Origin of the sequence: Mycoplasmopsis californica (assembly GCF_000695835.1) — a bacterium.
In the GTDB taxonomy this organism is placed as follows: Bacteria; Bacillota_I; Bacilli_A; order Mycoplasmatales; family Metamycoplasmataceae; genus Mycoplasmopsis; species Mycoplasmopsis californica.
The window spans coordinates 236,582-261,974 of sequence record NZ_CP007521.1; the positions used below are offsets into that span (position 1 = coordinate 236,582).

General features: G+C 31.3%; 19 protein-coding genes and 8 tRNA genes. 22 read left to right on the forward strand and 5 right to left on the reverse strand.

Going from position 1 to position 25,393, the window contains the following annotated elements:
- The first annotated feature begins 63 nt into the window (after positions 1-63).
- From MCFN_RS01005 to gap, 6 genes are all read left to right on the forward strand, one after another.
- Positions 64-2,100: a hypothetical protein gene (locus MCFN_RS01005; RefSeq protein ID WP_038561345.1), complete on the forward strand. Its 2,037-nt coding sequence runs from the start codon at positions 64-66 to the stop codon at positions 2,098-2,100.
- Positions 2,101-2,332: 232 nt separating this feature from the next.
- Positions 2,333-3,616, forward strand: coding sequence for a glycosyltransferase (locus MCFN_RS01010; RefSeq protein ID WP_038561348.1), 1,284 nt, complete (start codon positions 2,333-2,335; stop codon positions 3,614-3,616).
- A gap of 215 nt (positions 3,617-3,831) precedes the next feature.
- On the forward strand, positions 3,832-4,869 hold the full coding sequence (locus tag MCFN_RS01015) for a zinc-dependent alcohol dehydrogenase (protein ID WP_038562443.1): 1,038 nt from the start codon (positions 3,832-3,834) through the stop codon (positions 4,867-4,869).
- A gap of 215 nt (positions 4,870-5,084) precedes the next feature.
- Positions 5,085-6,047 (forward strand): lactate/malate family dehydrogenase, encoded by a 963-nt coding sequence (locus MCFN_RS01020; RefSeq protein WP_038561351.1) that lies wholly within the window; start codon positions 5,085-5,087, stop codon positions 6,045-6,047.
- A gap of 155 nt (positions 6,048-6,202) precedes the next feature.
- Positions 6,203-8,575 (forward strand): phosphoketolase family protein, encoded by a 2,373-nt coding sequence (locus MCFN_RS01025; RefSeq protein ID WP_038561353.1) that lies wholly within the window; start codon positions 6,203-6,205, stop codon positions 8,573-8,575.
- A 172-nt stretch (positions 8,576-8,747) separates the two neighbouring features.
- Complete coding sequence (gene gap, locus MCFN_RS01030) at positions 8,748-9,755, forward strand: type I glyceraldehyde-3-phosphate dehydrogenase (protein WP_038561356.1); 1,008 nt, start codon at positions 8,748-8,750, stop codon at positions 9,753-9,755.
- Between the two features lie 30 nt (positions 9,756-9,785).
- Here gap and MCFN_RS01035 read toward each other — a convergent pair whose 3' ends face one another.
- On the reverse strand, positions 9,786-10,292 hold the full coding sequence (locus MCFN_RS01035; RefSeq protein WP_144238970.1) for a hypothetical protein: 507 nt from the start codon (positions 10,290-10,292) through the stop codon (positions 9,786-9,788).
- 346 nt (positions 10,293-10,638) lie between these two features.
- On the opposite strand from MCFN_RS01035, the gene MCFN_RS01040 reads away from it, so the two are divergent.
- Both MCFN_RS01040 and MCFN_RS01045 read left to right on the forward strand, forming a co-directional pair.
- Positions 10,639-11,733, forward strand: coding sequence for a glycosyltransferase family 2 protein (locus MCFN_RS01040; protein WP_158419984.1), 1,095 nt, complete (start codon positions 10,639-10,641; stop codon positions 11,731-11,733).
- A gap of 8 nt (positions 11,734-11,741) precedes the next feature.
- Positions 11,742-13,094 (forward strand): M17 family metallopeptidase, encoded by a 1,353-nt coding sequence (locus MCFN_RS01045; RefSeq protein ID WP_038561360.1) that lies wholly within the window; start codon positions 11,742-11,744, stop codon positions 13,092-13,094.
- Between the two features lie 71 nt (positions 13,095-13,165).
- Here the strand turns inward: MCFN_RS01045 and MCFN_RS01050 are convergent, their stop codons facing one another.
- The gene (locus MCFN_RS01050; RefSeq protein ID WP_051604547.1) at positions 13,166-14,206 is read right to left on the reverse strand and encodes a Cof-type HAD-IIB family hydrolase; all 1,041 of its coding nucleotides are present in this window, start codon (positions 14,204-14,206) and stop codon (positions 13,166-13,168) included.
- Positions 14,207-14,634: 428 nt separating this feature from the next.
- On the opposite strand from MCFN_RS01050, the gene MCFN_RS01055 reads away from it, so the two are divergent.
- The 14 genes from MCFN_RS01055 to MCFN_RS01120 all read left to right on the forward strand — a co-directional run bounded on the left by MCFN_RS01055 (position 14,635) and on the right by MCFN_RS01120 (position 22,076).
- Positions 14,635-14,711, forward strand: a tRNA-Pro gene (locus MCFN_RS01055).
- 3 nt (positions 14,712-14,714) lie between these two features.
- Positions 14,715-14,791, forward strand: a tRNA-Ala gene (locus MCFN_RS01060).
- Positions 14,792-14,797: 6 nt separating this feature from the next.
- Positions 14,798-14,874, forward strand: a tRNA-Met gene (locus MCFN_RS01065).
- Positions 14,875-14,900: 26 nt separating this feature from the next.
- Positions 14,901-14,976 (forward strand) — tRNA-Ile (locus MCFN_RS01070).
- Position 14,977: 1 nt separating this feature from the next.
- A tRNA-Ser gene (locus MCFN_RS01075) sits at positions 14,978-15,070 on the forward strand.
- A gap of 37 nt (positions 15,071-15,107) precedes the next feature.
- Positions 15,108-15,183, forward strand: a tRNA-Met gene (locus tag MCFN_RS01080).
- A gap of 3 nt (positions 15,184-15,186) precedes the next feature.
- Positions 15,187-15,263: transfer RNA gene (locus MCFN_RS01085), tRNA-Asp, on the forward strand.
- Between the two features lie 3 nt (positions 15,264-15,266).
- Positions 15,267-15,342 (forward strand) — tRNA-Phe (locus MCFN_RS01090).
- A 148-nt stretch (positions 15,343-15,490) separates the two neighbouring features.
- Positions 15,491-17,107 (forward strand): CTP synthase, encoded by a 1,617-nt coding sequence (locus MCFN_RS01095; protein ID WP_038561361.1) that lies wholly within the window; start codon positions 15,491-15,493, stop codon positions 17,105-17,107.
- A gap of 553 nt (positions 17,108-17,660) precedes the next feature.
- A complete protein-coding gene (locus tag MCFN_RS01100; RefSeq protein WP_038561363.1) occupies positions 17,661-18,665 on the forward strand; it encodes an LLM class flavin-dependent oxidoreductase in 1,005 nt (334 codons plus the stop codon).
- Positions 18,649-18,993 (forward strand): glycine cleavage system protein H, encoded by a 345-nt coding sequence (locus MCFN_RS01105; RefSeq protein WP_038561364.1) that lies wholly within the window; start codon positions 18,649-18,651, stop codon positions 18,991-18,993. Before MCFN_RS01100 ends, MCFN_RS01105 begins: the two co-directional genes overlap by 17 nt.
- Before the next feature lie 2 nt (positions 18,994-18,995).
- On the forward strand, positions 18,996-19,865 hold the full coding sequence (locus MCFN_RS01110; protein WP_038561365.1) for an SIR2 family NAD-dependent protein deacylase: 870 nt from the start codon (positions 18,996-18,998) through the stop codon (positions 19,863-19,865).
- Positions 19,843-20,880 carry a lipoate--protein ligase gene (locus tag MCFN_RS01115; RefSeq protein WP_038561366.1) on the forward strand — a complete coding sequence of 346 codons (1,038 nt, stop codon included), beginning with the start codon at positions 19,843-19,845 and terminating at the stop codon, positions 20,878-20,880. The genes MCFN_RS01110 and MCFN_RS01115 overlap by 23 nt, the downstream gene beginning before the upstream one ends.
- Positions 20,880-22,076: an NADH-dependent flavin oxidoreductase gene (locus MCFN_RS01120; RefSeq protein WP_038561367.1), complete on the forward strand. Its 1,197-nt coding sequence runs from the start codon at positions 20,880-20,882 to the stop codon at positions 22,074-22,076. The genes MCFN_RS01115 and MCFN_RS01120 overlap by 1 nt, the downstream gene beginning before the upstream one ends.
- 50 nt (positions 22,077-22,126) lie before the next feature.
- Here the strand turns inward: MCFN_RS01120 and MCFN_RS01125 are convergent, their stop codons facing one another.
- The 3 genes from MCFN_RS01125 to MCFN_RS01135 form a co-directional block, all read right to left on the reverse strand.
- Entirely contained in the window at positions 22,127-22,636 is a 510-nt protein-coding gene (locus MCFN_RS01125; RefSeq protein ID WP_038561370.1) for a Vmc-like lipoprotein signal peptide domain-containing protein, read from the reverse strand.
- Positions 22,637-22,756: 120 nt separating this feature from the next.
- A complete protein-coding gene (locus tag MCFN_RS01130; RefSeq protein WP_051604548.1) occupies positions 22,757-23,752 on the reverse strand; it encodes a DMT family transporter in 996 nt (331 codons plus the stop codon).
- Positions 23,745-25,352 carry a sugar phosphate nucleotidyltransferase gene (locus MCFN_RS01135; RefSeq protein WP_051604549.1) on the reverse strand — a complete coding sequence of 536 codons (1,608 nt, stop codon included), beginning with the start codon at positions 25,350-25,352 and terminating at the stop codon, positions 23,745-23,747. The genes MCFN_RS01130 and MCFN_RS01135 overlap by 8 nt, the downstream gene beginning before the upstream one ends.
- Between the last annotated feature and the right edge of the window lie 41 nt (positions 25,353-25,393).

Consider the following 25,393-nt stretch of genomic DNA (forward strand, 5'->3'; position numbering starts at 1 on the left):
AAAAGCTTCCGATATATATATATATATAATTTGGACAATTTAATAATTATTCAAGGGAGCGAAATGTCGAAATCTTTTAAGTTAACAATCATTTTGGGTTCATTAACCTCGGTTACTTCAATGTCTTTTGTAGCCGCATCTTCTGTAAAGGGTGATATTACTAAAATTAAGCCAATTGAAAATAAATTTATTCAGGAAAAAATAGAGAAAAAAGGCGATCCTGAAATTCATAAATTAGATGAGTTTCAAAAAGATGAACCAGAATTAAATGAAGATAAACCAATTGCTTCATTTCCAAAAGAAGAGGTTGAAAAAGAAAATAATAAAAAAGAATTATTAAAATCAAAAGAAAATTATCACCAAACATATGATAAGTTCAAGAAATTATCTCAAGAAATTACAAAAAATACTGAATTTTCGGAGTTAGACAAAAAACTAGCTGATAAACTTCAGGAAATTGAAAAATTAATAGCAAATTCAAAAACGAAAGCAGATTACGATTCAATAAATAAAATTTTAGAAGAGTTTATTGAACGAATTGAAAAAGAGAAGACCGAAATTATTAAGTCTAAATCTAGCTACGAAGAATCAAACAAAAAGCAAGAAATTCTAGCTCAAGAGTTGCAAAATAAACCTGAATACAATTCAATATTGGCTGAATTAAAATCAGCTATTGAAAAAGCAAACCAAGATTTAAATTCTTCAAAAACTAAAGAATCATATAATCAAGCTAAACAAGCAATTGAACAAGCAATTGAGAAAGCAAATGCACAAAAAGCAGAGCACGAAGAAGCAAAAAGTGGCTACGAAGAATCAAACAAAAAGCAAGAAATTCTAGCTCAAGAGTTGCAAAATAAACCTGAATACAATTCAATATTAACTGAATTAAAATCAGCTATTGAAAAAGCAAACCAAGATTTAAATTCTTCAAAAACTAAAGAATCATATAATCAAGCTAAACAAGCAATTGAACAAGCAATTGAACAAGCAATTGAGAAAGCAAATGCACAAAAAGCAGAGCACGAAGAAGCAAAAAGTGGCTACGAAGAATCAAACAAAAAGCAAGAAATTCTAGCTCAAGAGTTGCAAAATAAACCTGAATACAATTCAATATTGGCTGAATTAAAATCAGCTATTGAAAAAGCAAACCAAGATTTAAATTCTTCAAAAACTAAAGAATCATATAATCAAGCTAAACAAGCAATTGAACAAGCAATTGAGAAAGCAAATGCACAAAAAGCAGAGCACGAAGAAGCAAAAAGTGGCTACGAAGAATCAAACAAAAAGCAAGAAATTCTAGCTCAAGAGTTGCAAAATAAACCTGAATACAATTCAATATTAACTGAATTAAAATCAGCTATTGAAAAAGCAAACCAAGATTTAAATTCTTCAAAAACTAAAGAATCATATAATCAAGCTAAACAAGCAATTGAACAAGCAATTGAGAAAGCAAATGCACAAAAAGCAGAGCACGAAGAAGCAAAAAAAGCTTATGTAAGATTTAAGGATGAAGCACTTAAACTTTCAGAAAGTATAAAATCTGTTACTGAGTTTAGTGATATAAAAAATTCACTAGAATTGGAAATTCAAAAAATAGAAAGTAATATATCGAGTAGTTATAACTACACATTAGGTAAAAGTAATTTAGAAAGTGCAATTAACATAGCGAATTTAAGTTTGAAAAATAAATGAAGCGAAATTGCAAGTAAGTTAAAAATTGATAAACTAGATATATGAAACAACTCTTTTTTGGTATTTAATATCAATGTAGGTAACAAAGATATACTTTTATGACTAAAGAATAAACAAGAAAAAGGAGGGATATCTTTTAAAGATGAAAAATCAACTAAAGAATTCCTAAGAATACCTTTTAACTTACCACGTAGTCTTAATAAAGAAATTATTTTTAATGAAAAAGACAATATAATTGAAATCTGATTCTATATTAAGAATGATGATAAAGAAAGACATACAATAAATTCGGTAGAGTTTTTTGATGAAAATGATACATATAAAGTAGACACAGAAGGTAAAGAACTATCTTTCATCCCTGAAGAATGGTCAAAAACTAAAACACCTATTTATTGAAAACAGCTATAAATAACAAGGAAAAATATTTCTTAAATTAATATTTATATGTAAAGAAAATCATCGGTAATATTCGATATTGTTATTTTATATAGTATAGATGTAAAAAGTTAAACTCTATTATATATCAACTCCATATTATGAGATGTGGAGTTTTTACTTTTTTTATTAAAACTATCTACTAATTTTTTAGTAAATTAGTATTTTGATTTTGGTATCATTTTAAAAATAAAGTGAGTGAATTATGAACAAAAATAAATTAGTTAGAACGAAAGCAGATTTGCACGAGTTAAGTAAAAGACCCTTGAGAGTTTTGATGTTTGGTGATACATTTTTACCACGAGTAGACGGCTCAGTTCGTGTGATGCAAAATTATGCTGAACAATTTAAAGATAAAAATGTTGAATTACTTATTTTAGCTCCTCAGTACTTAGACTACAATAATGCACTGGATAAAGAGTTAAAATATTCAGTATTACGAGTAAAATCTACACGTGTGATGTGGACAAAAACAGTACTAATTAAGTCGCCCCTAAGTAAAGAAACTCTCAAAAAAATTGACGATTTTAGTCCAGATATTATTCATTCGCATACACCGATTTCTGCTGGGACAATAGGTAAAATGTTAAGTGCTCGTTATAATGTGCCCTTGATTTTTACCATGCATAATATTTTTAAAATAGCTATTGCAAAATCAATGAATAGTGAGTTAATTGGTCAAATCGGGGGTCAAATGGCCTCATTATATATTAATTCATCTCACCGTATATTTCATGTGTCACAACATGGTATGAATGAGTATGCAAGCGACTTAACGAATCGACACGTTTTAATTGGTAATGGTACTAAATTTAAATATCCAGACAATCATTTAGCGATAGCTCAAAAAGCAATTGATAAATTTGGCATAGATATTAAAAAGAAAAATCTTTTATTTGTTTCCCGTTTTGTTTGAGAGAAAAATATTAAATTCTTACTAGACTCATTCAAGATTTTAGTCGATAAAGATCCATCATATTCATTAACAATGGCAGGAGGATCAGGCGCGTACGAAGAAATTGTTGAATACGCTAAGAGAATCGGAGTTTATCAAAATATTATTTTTACTAATTTAATTGAAGAAGATATTTTGCTACAAGGACTGTATTTAAGTCATGATTTATTTATTTATCCATCTGTTTACGATGCATTCGGAATGGTAGTTCATGAAGCTGCAGTACACAAATTAGCTAGTTTAGTTATTGAAAATTCCGCTTCTTCGGAAGGAATAGAAGATTCCATTAATGGCTATGTAGTCAAAGAAGATGAGAATTCTTTTGCAAGTAAAATTATTGAGATATTTACTAATCCAACACAGTTAAAGCAAGCTGGTTTAAATGCACAATCTCTACCAAGCGATTGGTCAAAAGTGGTTGATAAATTGATCGTTGAATATTTTGAAGCTTTAAAATCGTTTTATGCTGAAAAACGTAAAAAACGAATGCAAAAAATTGGCTCAAAAATTAGAGCTAAATTTAGTCACAGATAAATTTTAAAAGGCGAAAACGCCTTTTTTTATTGTCTTTTATTCATCTATTATTAGAGTGTAAAAATTACCATAATACAAAATCACGGTTTCAAGAATTTTCTATTAAGAAATTAAAAAAGTATATGATTTAATTGATAGTCAAAATGTCTATCAGATGTATAAAAAAATAAAAATAAGAAATGTAAGATAAGAAAAGAGGACAAATTATGGCAAAAATGAAAGCTTTTGTCGTACGTTCACCACGTAATTGAAGTGTTGAAACAGTTGATATTCCAGAACCAAAAGAAAAAGAAGTTCTAATCAGAATGGAAACTAGTGGAATTTGCCACACTGATTTACACGCTGCTAATTATGATTGATTAGTTGAACCTAAATATCCATTAATTCCAGGACATGAAGGTATTGGGGTTGTGGAAAAATTAGGACCAGGATGTACTCACTTAAAAGTTGGTGATAGAGTTTGTTTAGCGTGATTACACGATGCTTGTGGTCACTGTGAATTCTGTTTAAGCGGAAAAGAAACTTTATGCCCTAACCAAAATATGTCAGCATATACAAAAGATGGATCATTTGCTGAATACGCAATTGGTCATGAAGACTTTGTTGGTATTGTTCCAAAAGATCTTGACTTAATTACTGGTGCTCCAGTAGTTTGCGCAGGGGTTACAACTTATAAAGCAGTTAAACAAGCTAAATTACAACCAGGTGATTTTGTGGCTGTAATTGGTGTTGGTGGTTTAGGACAATTGGCAATTCAATATGCCAAAGCAATGGGTTATCGTCCAATTGGTATTGATCTAAATGACGAGAAAGTGGAATTAGCTCTGAGATCAGGTGCTGAGTTCGCTTTCAATAGTAAAGAAGTTGATGCAGCGGCAAAAGTTATTGAAGTAACAGGCGGTGGTGCTCATGCGGTTGTTAACACATCGGTGGCAACACAAGCTGCAATTCAAGGTATGTCAATGCTACGTCGTGGCGGTCGTCAAGTTTTAGTAGGTTTACCAGCTAAAGACAAATTAGGTAAAGACGAATTCCCAGTATCAGTGTTCTGAACCGTTCTATTCGAACGTGAATTAGCGGGTTCGATCGTCGGAACACGTAAAGATTTAAAAGAAGCTCTTGATTATGCAGCAAGAGGAATGGTTAAATCTGAGGTAACAAAAGTAGTTAAACTAGATGAAGTTGCTGAGATTTTTGAAAAACTTGAAAAAGGTGATTTCATTGGTCGTGCAGTAATTGATTTTAGAAAATAAATTACTATCAAACACTCGTATGAGTGTTTTCTTTATCCTTTTTACGGGTTGCAAAAAATAATAAATTTATCTTTATAAAGCTAATATTGGTTAAAATATGGAATTTTTTTCATATAGATAAATTATTACTAAGTAAAATCAACTCATTTCTTTATAATAAAAGTAGTTATTTTTGCTGAAAATAATTAAGATATAATGAAAGGTGAATAAAAAATATGAAAAAAATTATTGTAATTGGAATGGGAAATGTAGGGTTTACATATGTAAACATCTCAGTTGCCAGAGGTATTGAAGCTCAATGAGTATTTGTTGATAAAAATGAAGAAATAGCGTATGCTCATGCTAAAGATTTCTCAGATATGGTCTCAATTATGCCAAGAAACGGTTCTAAATTTAGATCAGGAAAACTTGAAGAAGAAGCTGCAGATGCTGATATTGTTGTAGTTTGTGCTTCAATCCCTGCTGACAAAACATTCAGTGACCGTCTAGCGTTGGCGGGAGCAAACGCCAAATTAATGGCCAGCTTTGGTGAAACATTGAAAAAAACTGGTTTTAAAGGAACAGTTATTGTTGCCGCTAACCCATGTGATGTTTTAGCTGCTGTATTCCATTACGCATCAGGATTGCCAGCAGAAAGAGTTATTTCAGCGGGTACAATTCTAGACTCAGCAAGACTTAAAAAACTTATTTCAGAATTCTACAATGTAAATTCTGACTCGGTAACAGCATCAATTATTGCTGAACACGGCGCATCAGCTGTGGCTGTATGATCAACTGCAAAAGTTGGTGAAACATTTATTAAAGATATACCTCAATTTACAGAAGAAGTGAAACAAGACCTATACGAAAAAAGTAAACGTGAAGCATTTGAAATTTTTTCACGTAAAGGAAATACACAATTTGGTATTGGAACATCACTATGTGAAATCACATTAGCAATTTTAAATAATAAAAGAAGTATTATGACAGTTGGGGTTAAAATTCCAGAAGGATTTAAACACCCAGGAATTTACTTCTCAATCCCAGTTATTGTTGGTGAAAATGGTTACGAATACTTACCTAATAAATTGTCTCTAACAGACGCTGAATGAGAACAATTCAACAAAGCATCAGAAGCATTTTGCAAAGTACACAATGACACTTTAAGTCAAGTTGGTGTAACTCACGTATTTAAATAATAATATAGCAGTAACGCCCATGTGGCGTTATTTTGTATTTTTGCGAAGAAAATTTTGAAAACATAATTAAATATATAAAAAATGAATGTAAATTTACTATAATTTATTAGCACTTAACATAATGCATTTGAATATTTAATTTTTAAGGAGTTTTAATGAAAAAACATATCGATTTTAATACAAATGAATATCTGGGAAAAGTTGATGCTTGATGAAGAGCAGCTAACTATATTTCAGTTGGACAAATGTATTTAAAAAACAATCCACTAATGAAAGGCGGATTGAAATCAGATGATGTTAAGGTATATCCTATAGGCCACTGAGGGACAATTCCTGGCCAAAACTTTATTTACGCACACTTGAACAGAGTAATTAATAAATACAATTTAAACATGTTTTATATTGAAGGGCCTGGACATGGTGGGCAAGTTATGGTAGCTAATTCATATCTTGATGGTTCATATACCGAATTATTCCCTGAAATCACTCGTGACGAAGCTGGAATGAAACAATTGTTCAAAATTTTCTCATTCCCAGGTGGAACTGCGTCGCATGCAGCTCCTGAAACCCCGGGTTCATTACATGAAGGTGGTGAATTAGGTTATTCACTTTCACACGCAACTGGTGCAATTTTAGACAATCCAGATTTAATTGCTGCAACTATAATCGGTGATGGCGAGGCAGAAACCGGACCTTTAATGGCTGGTTGATTCTCAAATACATTTATCAACCCTAAAAATGATGGTGTTGTTTTACCAATTATTCATTTAAACGGTGGTAAGATATCAAACCCAACTATCTTAGCTCGTCGTAGTAATGAAGAATTGTCGCAAATGTTCAATGGTTTAGGTTGAGAGCCAGTTTTTGTTGAAGTTGAAAAAGTAGCTAACTATCACCGCGAAATGGCCGAAAAATTAGATTATGTAATTGAAAAAATTCTAGCAATTAAGGCTGAGGCGACGAAAAAAGATGCCAAAGAACAAACACGTCCAAAATGACCAATGATTATTTTCAGATCACCAAAAGGATGAACCGGACCTAAAACATTTGACGGCAACAAAGTCGAAGGAAGCTTTAGGGCGCACCAAGTGCCAATCCCTGCAAAAGCGGGAGATGAAAAATACTTAGGCGATTTAAAAGCTTGACTTGAATCATACCGTCCACACGAATTATTTGATGAAAATGGACTATTAAAAGAAGAGTTTAATATTGCGCCAATCGGAAATCAAAGAATGGCAATGAATCCAGCTACAAATGGAGGGATTAATCCTCAAGAATTAGTGTTATCTGATTGAACACAATTTGCAGTTGAAATTGGCAAACCAGGAAGCACAATTGGCCAAGATATGGCTAATTTATCAAAATACTACGCAGATATTATCACTAAAAACCCAACCAATTTTAGAGTTTTTGGACCTGATGAGACTAAATCAAATCGTCTTTTCGATGTTTTAAAAATTAGTGATCGTCAATGACTTGACACAGTTGATGCTGATTTGGATGAAAAAGTTTCGCCAGTTGGTAGAATAATTGATTCGCAACTTTCAGAACACCAAGCTGAAGGGTTCTTAGAAGGTTATGTTCTAACTGGACGTCATGGGGTATTTGCTTCATACGAAGCCTTTTTAAGAGTTGTTGATTCAATGGTAACTCAACACTTAAAATGATTAAATAAATGTAAACCACTAAACTGAAGAAAATCATTACCATCATTAAACTTGATTGCGACTTCAAATGCATTCCAGCAAGACCATAATGGATACACACACCAAGACCCTGGTATGCTAGGACATTTAGCAGACAAAAGTCCTGAAATTGTTCGCGAATATTTACCAGCTGACACCAACTCGCTACTAGCTATAACTGAAAAAGCCTTTAAGGAAAGAGATGTTATTAACTTAATTGTTGCCTCTAAACAACCGAGAGAACAATTCTTCAATATTGAAGAAGCTAAGGAATTAGCAAAAAATGGATACAAAGTTATTGATTGAGCTTCAAATGTAAGTTTAGATCAAGAACCCGATTTAGTTGTTGCTGCCAGCGGTACCGAATCAACAATCGAAGCACTTGCTGCAATTTCAATTCTAAATAAACAATTCCCAGAGTTAAAAATTAGATTTGTAAATGTTGTTGAAATTCTGAAACTAAGACACCCTTCAATCGATCCAAGAGGTCTTTCAGACGAAGAATTTAACAAAGTATTCACTACTTCAAAACCAGTTTTATTTGCCTTCCACGGGTATGAAAGTCTATTAAGAGACATCTTCTTTACAAGACAAAATAGAAACTTACATCCTCATGGATATCGTGAACATGGAGATATTACTACCTCATTTGATATTCGCCAACTTTCACAAATGGACAGATTCCACATGTCAATTACCGCCGCTAAAGCTGTTTATGGTGCTAAATCAGTAGAATTTGTTGCAAAAATGAATGACACACTAGATTACCATACTAAATACATTCGTGAGCATGGTACCGATATTGATGAAGTGAAAAATTGAAAATGAGAAGGAATTAAATAAATATTTTAAAAATGGCGTGTTTATCACGCCTTTTTGTTTTTTTGACCTTTAAAATAATGTATTAAACTATGGAAATATTTCTTAAATTTTTTCCACATTTTTCCTTGGCGTTAATATCTCATTACATAAAAGAATACAATTAAATTACACAATAAAGATATTTGGAGGCAACATGAAAAAAATTGCAATTAACGGATTTGGTCGTATTGGACGTTTAACCTTGCGTCACCTTCTTGAAATCGGGGGGGATGACATTCAAGTTGTTGCCGTTAACGACTTAACTGACCCAGGGATGCTGGCTCATTTACTAAAATATGACACAGCATTTGGACCTTTATCTAACGACATTAAAGTAGAAGCTGATGCAATGTATGTAGATGGCAAAGAAATTAAAGTTTTTGCTGAAAAAGATCCAGAAAACTTACCTTGAGCAGAATTAGGGATTGATGTAGTTCTTGAATGTACAGGATTTTTCACTAAAAAAGCATTAGCTAACAAACATATTATTGCAGGAGCAAAAAAGGTTTTAGTTTCTGCTCCAGCTGGTAGCGATGTCAAAACTATTGTTTACAACGTTAACCACGACACTTTAAATAAAGATGACCAGATTGTTTCAGCTGCTTCATGTACAACAAATGGTTTAGCGCCAGTGGTTAAAGTTCTAGTTGATAATTTTGGTTTAATAAATGGTTATATGACAACTATTCACTCAATAACAGGGGACCAAATGTTACAAGATGGACCACACAGAAAAGGTGATTTACGTAGAGCTCGTGCTGCTGGACATAATATTGTTCCTACTTCAACCGGAGCAGCGAAAGCAATTGGATTAGTTGTTCCTGAGGCGACTGGTGTGTTGAATGGTTCTGCACTACGTGTGCCAACAATTACCGGTTCAATTATTGATTTATCAGTACAATTAGTCAAATCTCCATCTGTTGAAGAATTGAATGAAGCATTCGCAAAAGCTGCTAACGAGTCATTTAAATACAATACAGATCCAATCGTTTCATCAGATATAATCAATTCACATTATGGTTCAATTTTTGATGCTACACTAACCAAAATACAAGAAGCTAATGGACAAAAAATTTACAAAGTTTTTGCATGATACGACAATGAAATGTCTTACGTTTCACAGCTTGTTAGAACGGTAAAACACTGAGCAAAAATTTCTTAGTAATAATTTTATGAGCATTGTGCTCATTTTTTATCCTTTTGAAGGATAAAAATTAACAAATGACCAGTCAATCTTAATTAAATTGTCGTTTCTCAATTTCCTTTTGTCCATTAGTTTAATTGAAAAAGGGATTACTACGATATTTTTTGTTTGTTTGCTAATGTTTCAATAAATGGATTTATGTTTATTGATGTTTAGCCCATAATTATTACCATATAAGCAGTGCATCGCAACAACTTTGTTGTCACTGTATTTACCTATAATTATACATTCACTGCGTGTATAAACCTTTTCTTTCTTTCCCTGGGGTTTGAGCTTAAAAGACTGAAATATTTCAGTATTTTTCAGCCTTTTAAGCAATCAAATGATTGCCAGAAGTTTTTTATAAATATTAGCCCGCTTCCTTTTTGATATTGTTTGAATTAAGTCATCAAAATGTATTTCATTATTCATTAACTTGCGAACAAATTCTTGTTGCTTATTTAGTTCAAAACTTGCCCCTGTGGTTGAATTTGTAGCAAAGCCCAAGCTATGCATAAAAAAGTTTAAAGACCAAACTAGTTTTAGCCGTATCTGATGACCAAGTAGATTGTCAGCCCAGTGCATTAGACTGAATGACTCAATTGATTTGAAAGTTTTATAGTAATTAAAAACCAGATATTTAAATATTGAATTTGTTATTTTCATACTTGTATATATTGTTATTTTTAGTAATTTAAATTTTTTTGGAAAAAATTAATACTTTTAATTACCTCACAATTTTAATTCTATCCTAATTGGCTTATTCACTCATTTTGCATCGAAATTTGTGCTTTTAATGTACAATTTTAAAATAGAGGTTATTTATTTAAGGAACGCTTCGCCACTTAAAAACGGAGAAAATATGACATCAAATTTAGCATCATATCCTAAAATTAGTGTTTTAATTCCTTGTCACAATATTGAAAAACTCACTTATTTTTCACTAATTAGCGTTTTAAAAAGTAGATATAAAAATATTGAAATATTATTGCTAAATGATTATTCAACTGACAACACAATTAATATACTAAACGAATTTGCGAAACTGGATCCAAGAATTAAGGTTATAGACTTAAAAAATCATCATCATCACGTGGGTATAGGGTTTAATAGACACTTTTTGATTGAGAAAAGCACTGGCGAATACTTTATTTTTATAGATGATGATGATAGGATGTTGACCTCGGCACTAGGTAATTTTGAAAAAGTTCTGCGAGAGGGTGATTATGACTTAATAGCAAGCGACTTCAAAATAACATATGAACTTTTGCCACACATGCGCATTTCTGTGCCTAAGGTTCCTTTTCACGTTGATTTTAATTTCAATGATCCACAAGAGTTTTTCCTAAACTCTTCACTATATAGTTGAGGAAAATTGATTAAAAAACAATACTATTTAGACACTGTTAATAAATTTGCTAATAAATTTAGTGGTAATATTTTTGAAGATGTACGATTTATGTATTTTCTCTTTCTTAACAAACCTAAATTTAAATTTATTAACAAGCGCTTATTCACTTATCAAATCAGACCTAACTCATTATCTAGCAGTTGAAATCGAATAGATGAAAAAATCAAAATCCTTTTTGATGCTTATACAGAGGCTATTTTGAATATTAAAAAATACAATTTAATTGAGAATGATAATATTTTAAGTAAGGTTTGTCAAACATTTTACATACATCTGGTATTTATCTTATATGCTAACAGCATAATTTTAAAAAAAGAGATGCGAACTAAATTTTCAAAGCTATCTAAATTGCATCTTGAAAGTTTTTGTTCACGATTTAACATTGATCCTACTTTTAAACATAATTTAAATCGCTCAAGTTGTCAGATTTACAATAAAGCACACAATAAATTTTTTAATAATACTTTTTTGCCCAAACGCACCAAATCACGCAAAAAAAAGGATAATAAAGCCGATTATGTCGATGGACTTAATTTTAATATTTAAGGAGAAATATGAAAAAATACTATTTTACTGAGAAAAATGATAGTTTTTTATTGAAAGCTGTTTACTTTGATGATGCATTGAATAATTCTTACATCGCCAAAAAAGATGGTTTTATAACTGAAATAATTGAACAAAAAGAAGCATATATTTACATTGAAAAAAAATTAGATTATTTTGCTTTAACTAAAATAATTAAAGAAAAAATACTTACACATAAACGCAATTTACAAATCGATATTCATTCATTTGTAAGGGATGGCCTAAGTATTACTGATGTTTTAAAAGCTTTTTATTCATCTGTGATTTTTTACGAAGCTAACTTATTTAACAAGAAAAAAGAAGAATCTCAAAAACAATCGTTTACATTCTTGTTAAATAGCGAAGAATGAATAGAACTGAGCGAAAAATATAGAATAATTGCCGAAAATAAAAATGCTGTTCGTGATTTGCAAATTAAGCCAGAAAATTTTTGCAATTCAGAGTCATTGGCTGAGCACATCAATAAAGAGTTTTCGCACAACAAAGATTTAAAAATAACAATTTTAAACAAAGAAGAAATAAATAATCTTAATATGGGTTTGCTTTTATCAGTCAATAAAGGATCTACACATGAACCACGGGTAGTGATTGTTGAATACAATGGTAACCCCCATTCGAATGAAAAGTTAGTTTACGTGGGTAAAGGTATTACTTTTGACACCGGTGGTATGAATACAAAAGGCTACCACATGGAAGGTATGAAATTTGATATGTCGGGCTCAGTTATCGTTGCTTATGCAGTTAAAGCGATTGCTGAGTTAAAAATCAAGAAAAACGTCGCAGCTATAATGTGCATTACTGACAATCGTCAAGATGGAGATGCTTCGTTACCGGAAAACGTTTATGAGTCAATGGCCAATATTTCGGTTGAAGTCACTGATACTGACGCAGAAGGGCGTCTGGTTTTAGCTGATGGTTTATATTATGGTGCTACAAAATTAAATGCGACAACCTTAGTAGATGTTGCCACTTTAACCGGTGCAATGTCTAGAACCTTAGGGTCTGTGTATTCAGGGATCTATTCAACTGATGATAAAAATTGAGAATTATTTTCTCAGGCAGCGAAAAATGGTTACGAAAAAGTATGGAGAATGCCAATGCACGAAGATTTTCATGAGCCAAACACTGCAAGTTTAGTCGCCGACCTGAATAATTTTAATAACGATGAGACATCAGATCATAATACTGCTGCAATGTTTTTAAAAGAATTTACAAATAATGTTCCATTTATTCATTGCGATATTGCTGGCACTGCCGATATTAAAGGTAAGCCTATGGGTGTATTAGTTGACACACTTGTTGAATTTGCACTACTAAAATAAAAAAGTTAATTTCACTAAATTTACACACAAATATTAAAAAACGGTTGCGCATAATCAACCGTTTTTTTGTATTAGTTATATAAGTGTTGCTCAATAAAAGTTGCTATTCAGTCTTCATCAGAGGTTTTTGAGCTAACATATGTAGCACCATCAATTGCATTACTCATTGAATTCAGTGGAGCACAAGATAAAGCAACTACATCAAATGTTGGAGCATCATTGTTAGCGTCCCCAAAAGCCACGGTTTTATTTAGATCAATATTATATTTGTCAGCTATGGAACACAAAGCAAGAGCTTTTGAAGCTGGCTCACCAACATCATAAAAGTTTTTCTGAGTTTGAACTCCTTGTAAACGTGGGAATTTTTTAACATATTCAGCAAATTCGTTTAGACTTTCGACTTGATGTGGATCGAAAGTTACTAAAATTTTGCATATTTCTTTATCATCTAAAAAACTGCGTTCAGGATTTAGGACAAATTTACCTGCTGGCATCATTTCATAGTAGTTTCTTGTTTTGAAATCGACTGAATTTTCAACATTAAAAGCAACTAGACCATCACTTCAAAATACATAGTATCCCAAACCTAGTGTTTCTAATTTTTCCATCAGAGCATATGCATCATATTTTTCAATGTTAAAATTAGAAATCATTTTGAAAGTATTGTGGTCATAAATCATACTGCCGTTAGCACATAAAAATGGTTTATTGTATGGGATTTTGTCCAGATATTTATCTAACATAAATATAGCTCTTCCTGTAGCAATACAAATATTTTTGCCATCTTTTGCAAGTTTTTGAAGCATTTTCAAATTCGCTGGAACAATATTTTTAGTTTTATCAAGTAATGTACCGTCCATATCAAATACAAATGTATCAAAATCATTGATACTCAATTTGACTGGTTTAAACTCTATTTTGTCTGTGATTTTACTAATTTTGCACAAAATTTCTTCATTTGTACTTTCTAAGACTATTTTATATAAGGGAATATTTAAATATTTATCATTAATTTCAGCATCAGTACACTTTAAAAAAGTGCTAATATCTAATGTATTTGTTTGTTTAAATTTATTAAATTCAATGTCTGTTAGTTTAACTATTTTTTTCATTTTAACTCGCTTTTAATACTATTTTATTATATTTATTAGTCATTGATGGTCTAGTGATAATTTTTTTCATTTTTATCATCTACTATATAAATATTTAGTATATTTTATAATTTTTGACTATTAGATAATAAAAAAGCAGAGATATCTATCTCTGCTTCTGAACTTTAACTTGCAATTAAAATTCAATTGTTCATATTATTTGCATTTTCTGCACTTATATTTTAGCAAAGTTTTACATAATAAAATTATTTTTTAAAATTTTATTTAAACATATAAAAAAATATTTTTTTATTAGCAAAATTTAAAATTTCTATTAAAATAATAATACGCTTTAAATGAAATATTAAAAAGCGTAGAAATTCTTTTAAAAATATTTTCTTGCATTTTATTTTATGTTATAATAACTATGCATTTTTTAAAAGACAAGCGGAGAAGTAGCTCAGCTTGGTAGAGCGCTTGGTTTGGGACCAAGTGGTCGCAGGTTCAAATCCTGTCTTCTTCACCATTAGGGGGATTAGCTCATTTGGCTAGAGCACTTGCCTTGCACGCAAGGGGTGGTGGGTTCGAATCCCATATCCTCCACCATTTTATGGCGTTGTAGCTCAGTTGGTTAGAGCGTCCGGTTCATACCCGGAAGGTCAAGAGTTCGACTCTCTTCGACGCCACCATTATATGGAAAATATCTAACTGTTATGGACCTATAGCTCAACGGTTAGAGCAACCGGCTCATAACCGGTCGGTTACCGGTTCGAATCCAGTTAGGTCCACCACGGGTGATTACCCAAGTCCGGCTGAAGGGACTAGTCTTGAAAACTAGCAGGGGCTTCACGGCCCGCGGGGGTTCAAATCCCTCATCACCCGCCATTCGCCTTTCCGGCACCAAATAAAATTAAAATCATATCGCGGAGTGGAGAAGTCGGTATCTCGCAGGGCTCATAACCCTGAGGTCGTTGGTTCAAGTCCAACCTCCGCCACCAAATGGTCCAGTGGTAAAGTGGTTTAATACGCCTCCCTGTCACGGAGGAGATCGCGGGTTCAATTCCCGTCTGGACCGCCATTAGGCTCTGTAGCTCAGTAGGTAGAGCAACGGATTGAAGCTCCGTGTGTCGCTGGTTCGATTCCTGCCGGAGCCACCATATGATTTAAAAATCGCCCCTTTCGGGCTTTTTTTATTATGTTTTTTGGCTACGTTTTCACTATTTTTATGATTTTTAAATGCTTTTTTATATCAATTTTTAATTATGCTTGTAAAATAGGAATTATAATTTTTTAAGGAGTGTTAGAATGAAAACAAAATTTATTTTTACGACAGGCGGTGTTTTAAGCGGTCTTGGTAAAGGGGTTACAGCAGCTAGCGTTGGTAATTTATTAAAATCTCAGGGATTTAGTATTTTCGTACTAAAACTTGATCCATATCTTAATATTGACCCAGGAGTTATGAATCCGATTGAACACGGAGAAGTTTATGTTACTAGCGATGGTGGGGAGACTGATTTAGATTTAGGACACTATGAGCGTTTTATTGACGTTAAGTTAGCAAAAGATTCTAATTTTACTACTGGTCGTATTTTTACACGCATCTTCCAAAAGGAACGTAAAGGGGATTACCACGGAAAAACTGTACAAATCGTTCCACACGTTGTTGATGAAATAATTGATATTATTTTAAGTTTAGCAGAACAAAAGCAACCTGATTTTATGTTAATTGAAATTGGTGGAACGGTTGGAGATTTAGAGTCTAGTCCATACATTTATGCAATTAGTAAGTTTGCTTCATTATATCCACGTAATGTAATGTTTTCACATCTAGCATTCGTACCATATTTAAGTGCTTCAAAAGAATATAAGTCAAAACCTAGCCAAGTTTCGATTGCATCTCTGCGTTCATTTGGTATAAATCCTAATTTACTTTTACTTCGTTCGCAAGAAGGAATTGATAAATCAATCATAAAAAAAGTTAGCGAAAATGCATTTTTAAAACCCGAAAATGTAATTAACATTCCTGATAAAGCCAATATCTATGAAATACCACTATTTTTAGAAAAAAGTGGTATTGTAAAAATTATTTATGACCACTTTGGGATCGAAAAAGAAATTATCCCTAATGCAAATGCTGTCTGAAATGAATTTACACAAAAATATTTAGCAAAACGCCAAAAACCACTAAATTTATTGCTAGTGGGTAAATATACAGGCTTAGAAGACGCATATCTTTCAATTATTTCATCATTAAAAATAGCGGCTGCACATCAAAATATTGATTTAAATTACACTTTAATCGATTCAAGTGATATTACACAATCTAATATTAATGAAAAATTAGCTGGCTATGATGGAGTTATGATTCTTCCCGGTTTCGGTGTTAGAGGTTTTTATTCTAAGGTTGAGGTTGCTGAATACACACGCGACCATAAAATTCCAACGCTAGGTATTTGTTTAGGTTTCCAAGCAATGGCAGTTGCACAGGCTCGTAAAATGGGTATTTCTAACGCAACAAGTAAAGAATTCGCGGTTCAAGGTCAAGATCAAGAATTTATTTTAACCCCTTTTTATGAGAACGGTGACACAATGAACTTAGGCGGGACTTTAAGGTTGGGCGAAGATAAAATTTTAGCATTACCTGACACTTTAGCACAATCAATTTATGGCTCAGAAATATTCTATGAAAGACATCGTCATAGATATGAAATCGCTGATAAATATCGCCATAATTTAGAAGATGAAGAGTTTAAGTTTTCTGGCATCCATCCCGATCTTAAAGTTGCTGAAATTTGCGAACTAAAAAATCACCCATTTTATTTAGGTGTTCAATATCATCCAGAATTCAGCACAAGAGTTATTAAATCTAATCCACTTTTTGATTCATTTTTAAAAATGACTTGAGAACACAAAAATAAATAAAATATACTCATAAATACACAAAATAATAGTTATTCTCAGCTTAATTACACAGCAAATTGCTGTGTTTTTATTTTAAAGTTAATTTAATGTTGTGTCTCGGCATTATAAATTTATTATCACATTATTAATAGATGGTTTTAATTGAAAATTAAGAATAGAAAAACAAAACTATAAATTAGATGGTTCTATGATGTCTTACTGATTCTGGCTATTTTAGTTAATTGAAATATATACATATATTTGCGAAAAATGGAATAGAAGTCATAAAACCGTATATCGTTAGTAGTGTATTTTTTTAATTTTTACTAATATACTGATAAAAAATTATTTCACTAGTTAAAAACGCTTTTTTAAATATATTAATTTTATTACGAATTTTATATATCTAGAATTTAAGTCGATTATTCACTTTTTACTGATATTTTTCAGTATTAATTTAAATTTTTGTGATTTTAAGTTGCTAAAAATAATTGAATTTTGGAATTGTTTTCATATTGTAAATTTTATATAAATTTAGGTAATTGTAAAATTAAGGGTAATTTATAATTAATATATGAAGATAAGCGTATTAGAACACGGGTTATTAACAACTAAAAACGGGTACAAAAAGACCTATCAAGATCTAGAAAAAATATGCAGGTATTCTGAATACTTGGGCTTTTATTCATTCTGAGTGAGTGAACAACATGACGTAAATGCACTTGTGATCACAAATCCACTTATTCTTCTAAGTCATCTGACAAGTAAAACTAAAAAAATTAAAATCGGATGTGGTGGAATAATGTTAAAGCATTACCAGCCATTTTCGATTGCTGAGCAAATAAACACATTGAATTTATTATATCCAAAGAGGCTAATTTTTGGTTTTGGTGCAAACAGTTCTACTGAAAAAGTTTCTAAATTAATGAACACTGATATTTCATCGCAGAGTTTTTATTTGAAAATGGAACAAACAGTTGATTTCATTAATAGAGCTAGTGATTTTGATTTTAAAGTAAATCCTAGTATCGATGAACCCATTGAACCAACTTTATTGATAACAAGCGAAAAAAGTGCTATTTTTGCCGCTGAACATAAGTATAAAATCAATTATGGATGATTTTTATACCCGTCTAAAATTTATGCCAAAGCTGTAATTGATACGTATAAAAAGATATATAAGCAAAAATGAGGTGTTGATCCATCCGATATTGCACTGAGTGTTAATGTTGTAAGCGGAGCTGATGACATTGCAATCGAGAATAATAAGAAGGTACTTGCATTATTTAGAATAGGTTCTCACCAATGGAACGAATTTAAATTATTTCCAACAATTCAGGATTTTTCGGAATTTAATTTTGATGAGGAAAAAGAACGTATATTTAATAAATTTTATCGTAACATATTTGCATTAAAATCAACTGAAGATGTAAAAAATATTGATAATTTATGTGTTGAACTCGGCATTGACCATCTAATGGTTTTACCGACGATGTCCAGCGTTAAGGATCGTATGATGGCTTTGAAAAAAATTGCAAATTATTATAAGATTGGAGAAAGAAATGAAAAAGATTATTAAATACTTAATTATTGAAAAAATGACTGATAAAGACCAATATTGATTGAGAATGACTCCTGAAATGCAAGACGATATAGGTACGGTTGGTTATATTCAATTTAAAAACACTGACAAAACTGAGTTGAAGGAAAATGATGAAATTATGGCACTAGAAGCGTCAAAAGCCGTTTTAACATTAAAAATGCCTCTAGACGCCAAAGTGGTAGAGTGAAATAAGGCGGTAATTACTAAACCTGCTCTTGTTTCGTCACACAAGGATGAAGAAAACTGGATTATGATAATTAGTGATATTAATGCTGATGTATTTTCTAAACTTGAAGACTTTTAATTATGAACCAAAAATTTAATCCATCTAAATTAAATGAATTAATAATGCAAGCTGATGCAATAGTTGTTGGCATAGGTTCAGGTATGACGGCGGCAGACGGCATTGGTTATACTGGTCAGCGTTTCCGTGAGAATTTCTCTGATTTTATTGATGAATTTGGTTTTTTAGATATGTTGCAAGCTAGCGTTTATCACTTTGAAGATATACGGAATTACTGAGCTTTTCACTCGAGATTTATGAAATTAAACTATTTTGATCAACCAGCAAGTCAAAGTTTTATGAATTTAAAACAGTATTTGTCTGATAAAAATTATTTTATCATCACAACTAATTCGGATAATGCGCTAGAAGCAGTTGATTTTGATGAAGATAAGATTTTTTACATTCAAGGCAAATATAATTTATTGCAATGTGAAAAAATGTGTCACAATCGTCGTTATTCTAATGATGAAGCTGTGTACAAAATGATTGAAAAACAGTCAAACATGATGGTTCCATACGAACTTATTCCACTTTGTCCTGAATGTGGCGCCTTTTTAGAAGTTAATAAACGACTAAAAGGTAAGGGAATGGTAGAAGATGAGCGTTTTTTTGAAGAAAAAGCGCGTTATGAGCAGTTTATTCAATTAAATAAAAATAAGAAAATTCTTTTTTGGGAAATTGGTGTTGGTTATTCAACGCCAATGTTAATTAAGCATCCTTTTTGAGAGATGACAAAAGCGTTTGACAAAGCCACGTATTTAGCAATGAATAATAAATCGTACCGCTTGCCACAAGAAATTAAAGCAAAAACCGTCGTAGAAACTAACGATATTAAAGAAACTATTCAAGCATTATTAGAGGTAAAAAATGATATTAATCGAACCAATTAGAAATGGTAAATATGTTAAAGACGGTGCTTATTGACTAGCGATCCAAATTTGAGCAATGAATCATTTGCGCCTAGATGATACAATTGTTTTTCCTTCGGTTGCAGAACCTCATATTCAAATTGGATATTTTCAAAATCCAGAAGTTGAAGTCAATTTTAATTATTTAAAAGAAAAAAATCTGCAAATTGTACGCCGCGATACAGGTGGTGGTGCAATTTATATCGATTCAAATTCAGTTAATGTTTGTTATTTAATACCTTACAAAGAAAACGAAAGCATAATTGGTAATTTTGCTAAATTTTATGAACCTACTATTAAAATTTTAAAAGATTTAGGTGCAACAAGAGTCACACAAACTGGCAAAAATGATTTAACCATTGACGGGCGTAAAGTATCTGGCGCTGCGATGACGTTGATTAATGATGTTATCTATGGCGGAAACTCATTGCTTTATAATGTGGACTATGATGCAATGAGTCAAGTATTAAATCCGAACCGTAAAAAAATTCAATCGCAAGGTATTAAATCAGTACGCCAAAGAGTTGCTGGATTAAGCGAGTATCTGGATGAGCAATATAAAAATTTAGACATTTTTGAATTTAAAGACTTAATTATTAAACGCTTATTTAACGCGGAAGATTTAAGTAGCATCAAGCGTTATGAAATAAGCGATCAAGATTGAATGCAAATTGACGAATTAATTGAAAAAAAATATAAAAACTGAGATTGAACATACGGAATCAGTCCTCGTTATGAGTACAACCGTGATGCTCGCTTATCAATTGGTACAATTAATTTTTCATTAGCTATAGAAAATCAAAAAATTGAAAAGTTCAAAATAAGTGGCGATTTCTTTCCGCGTAAAGATGTGTCAGGTCTTGAGCTATCATTAATTGGTACAAAAATGAAATTTGAAGAATTAGTTCAAGCTCTTAATGACGCTGATTTACAGAGCTATTTCTTCACAGAAGTAAATGCTGTGGAAATTGCAAAGATAATTCTAGATGAGGAATAATGAATAAGTATTTAGAATTATTTAAACCTTTTAAACTTGGAAAATACACGTTACAAAATCGTTTTGTTCTTTCACCAATGACTTTGTCATTAACAACTATTGATGGCAAAATGACTGACCAAGAAGCTAATTACACTCGCCGAAGAGCCAATAGTGCTCCTTTAATAGTCTCAGGGGCGGCATACATTGACGATTTTGGTCAATTATTTGAGTATGGCTATAGTGCTAAAAGCGATTCTGATATCGAATCATTAGCTAGATTAGCCCAAGCAATGAAAGCAGACGGCAATATTGTAATATTACAGCTGGCACATGCTGGAAAATTTTCAAAAGCAAGTCTTAAAAGATACGGACACCTACATGGTCCAAGTTATGAAAAAAATTTCTTTCCTGTTGAACATGAAGTGTTTGAATTAACACAACAGCAAATAAAAAATATTATTAAGGATTATGCAAAAGCGACTCAACGGGCAATTAAAGCTGGATTTGATGGCATCGAGATTTCAATGGCTCAAAGATTGCTAATCCAAACTTTTTTTAGTAAGATAGTAAATAAAAGAACCGATTCCTACGGAACTGATACTTTTGAGAATCGTTCTCGTTTATGTATTGAAGTTGTCCAAGCAATCAGAAATGTAATTGATCAATTTGCACCAGAAGGATTTTTATTTGGATTCAGAGCAACTCCCGAGGAAACTTATGGACCAGTATTAGGTTATACAATTGAAGAATTTAACCAATTAATTGATTTAACTATTGAAAAAGGAAAAATTGATTATTTAGCAATTGCTAGTTGAGGGCATGATATTTACTTAAATAAAGTTCGTTCAGATTGTAAATTTAAAGGGCAATTAGTAAATGAGGTAATTTATAATCATTTTAAAAATCGGGTTGCTGTTATAGCTTCAGGGGGTATTAACACTCCTGACAAATGTTTGGACGCTTTGCAACACTGTGATTTAGTAGGTCTAAGCTCAGTTTTTGTAGCAGATCCAGAGTTTGTGCATAAAATAAAAAATAATGAAATAGATAAAATAAACTTAGCAATCAAACCAGAGCAACTGAATGATTTAGCTATTCCTGAAGAATCCTTTAAAGGGATAGTGAATATGTTTGGTTATTGTGAGACAATTCCTAACCAGACAATGTCTACGCTCACAAAAAATTCTATTCACAAAACTAAATCGCATAATTAGGTAAATCGAATTTAAAAACAAGAACTTTTTTAGTGGTTCTTGTTTTTAAATTAACTTGATTGTGTAGTGGTTGGTTGAGAACGCATATTTTTTCTCATCAAAACCTTCTTACGTAATTCTTCTTCCTCTTTCTTCTGAGCCTCAATTGCTTCTTGCTCTTTTCTTTCTTGCTCTTTTCTTTGTTCTTCTTCCATTTTGTTTTTATTTTCTAGTTCCTGAATTTTTTGTTTTAAAGCCTCAGTTCTAGCTGCGTTTTGTTCTTTAATTTTTTGTCTTTCTGCTAGCTCCATTGCGATTTGCAATTGTTTGTCAACAGGCTTATTTTGCTCAGCTAGTTTTTTAGCTATTTCTCTTTGGATGTCAGGTTGAGATTCATCCGTTTTGTCAGTATCAGTTTTGGGGTTATTTTTATTTGCGTCATTTTCATTTTGCATTGGTTTTGGTGCTGGTTTTGTATTTAAAACTACACTTTCCTTTTTGCAAGATGCAGCAACTGCAACTGTCGAAAAAGATATTGCAAGTGGTGAAGCACTTAGTAATATTTTTTTGATTTTATTCATTTATAATTTCTCCTTAATTTAATGCTGATTAATTATATATTAGATAATAAAAAACAATAAATATTTAAATAATACTCATTTAGAGTTATTTTGGTAAAAATAAAAAATAAAGACTAAACTTTACTTTTTTAATTTTCGTTTATTAAAATCAGGAACAAGTGTAAACATTTGAGCACAAAAAACAGTAGCAACCAAAATATAGATATATCAAGGGTAAAATCTGAACAGTGCTAATTCAAATATTATAATTCAAACCACATAACATATATTTAATCCAGACGCCACGCCAACACCAGCTTTGTTAATCGCGATATAAAATAAGACAAAACTAACTATCCCGATAATTGACGATCCTAGAATTCAAAAAACATCAATGTTTGAAACTACATCCTTAATTGATCCAAATGAATTGAACGAGGGAACCAAAATTAGAGCTAGAACAAGAACAGAACTACATTGACGAACAAAGATAGAAACATAAGGATCAATTCCCGAATCCATTGCTTTTGAACTCAAAAAAGACTCGATAGCTCAACCTATTGCAGCAAATAATGCAAATAAAAACCCTCACCCATTTTTGATATCACCAGAGCTAAATTGCAATATTCCAAGTGTTAAAATTGCTAGAAGGGAAATAGAACCGCCAACTATTGAATTGATATTCATTTTTTGTTTTAAAAATAAGTAAGCAAGCATTGCAGCTAAAACTGGATATGTAACCGTAATTGATCCAGATAAACCAGAACCGATATATTGAATACCTAAAATGTAAGTTACAGATCCAAAAGGTCCTCCAAATATTGAACCAAGAATTATTCATAAAATATTTTTATTTTGAAAAGCTTTTTTAAGATCTTTTATTCTTTTGAACATTAGTAGTACTAAAAAAGCTCAAATTAAAGCAAAAAATTCCTGAATGAATGAAATTGACACTCCAATTTGTAAAGAATTTAAAATACCATTAACATCACCTTGTCTTGCTTTAAATGATTGATCGTGTAAAAATAAAAAAATCGAAACTAATGCTCAAGATATCCCGGCGATAAAACCGAAAATTTTACCTAGAAAAGTTGATGAAAACAGTTTTTTTTGCTCGTTTTTTATGTATTTATTCATATTTAAACCTTTTTAAATATTGATTAGCAACCATGATTAATTCGTTTTCGTACTCGTGATGAAATTCTTGATATTGTTTTTTATATTCGCATCAGAACACTCATAAAATAGCCTGCATTATTATCTGTGCATACAGTCTATTTAATTCACTTTTGGTTGGTTTGCGGTCTAGATATACGCTTAAAGCGTCTTTAACTTGTTTTTGGTCATAAACACAAGATAAGCAATATCCTGCAATATCAGTGTAGGCATCAGCCTGGCCTGCGTATTCTCAGTCAATTAGTTTAACTCGACCATCACTTAAAATTAAAACATTTTCAAAAAAAGTATCTACCAAACACAAATGAGTTGGATATTTTTTAGCTTTGTATCAATGATAAATATTATTGAATTGTGATTGCAATTCCTTGATTTGTAAATTGATTTTTGCATAGTGGTCACCAATGATTTTGACATAGTAATTCATTCTTTCTAGCAAGTCAAATTCATGATTGATTTGTATATTTTTGTTGTGTAAATCTTTAAAAGCGTGCATTGCTTTTTTCATGTGTTGGTAATTGTTTCCGTTAGCTACTGTAGCATTTGTATAAAATTTAGCAATCTTAAATCCGTGCAGAGGGCTATCTATAAAATCGGTAGTATTAAAATATATAACGCTTTCACTAATGCCGAGATTGTTGATTTTTTCATAAACTTCTTGTTCTTGATATCTATTGATTAATTCATGAGAGCCTTTTTTAGGAATGCGAGCAATATATGTTTTGTTTTTTATATCAAAAGTAAAAGAATCATTAGTCATCCCCTGTTTAATTGGTTTGATATTTGAAATTTCATCAAAATCTATTGAAAAAACACTCATTATTTTCTTTAAATGGATATCCTCTTTAAAACACGGTGCATCTGGATTGTAAGTTAATAGGTCATTAAAATTATCAATTTCGAAAGCATAGTTGTCGCAAGGTAAAGTCTTTAAATTTATGTCATCTAAAACATTTCATAATGCTTGTTCTCAATAAGAGTTTATTTTTAATTCATCATTTAAGACACATTTTTTAACTTCTTCTTTAAATGCTGAAAAATCATTTTTGTGAATATAGGTGCATCCTGTCAAAAACTCAAAATTATTGGATTTATATTTTTGATTTATATCTCGCACTCTAAAATCTTTAACGTTTCCCGCATCCTTAATAACTTCTCATTCCGCTATGTTTTCAGTCGATTTTTGTGTATTAACTCATGAATTTGGATATTTTTGATTGAATATATCTTTACTAAAAATTACATCACTAGTTAAGATAAAAACACCACCTTCTGGGTTTTTAAGCTCTTGAAGCCCAAGATATAAACTATATAGTGAATTTGTGTTTTTAAAATCCTTGTTGTAAACTTCGACTAAATTATGACGCTGAATTATTCCAGCAAATTTTTTTCGCATATACCCCGTAACAATTATCTTGTTATCAAAATCACTTAAATATTTTAAATTTTCAGTCAAAATACGAGTGTTTTCTTTTATTTCTAATAAACCTTTGGGGATTTTTAGAGTAAGCGGAGTTAAACGAGAACCAAATCCTGCAGCTAAAATAATGATATTTTTCATGCGCACCTCCTTTTCGAAGTATTCAAATGATACAAAATAAA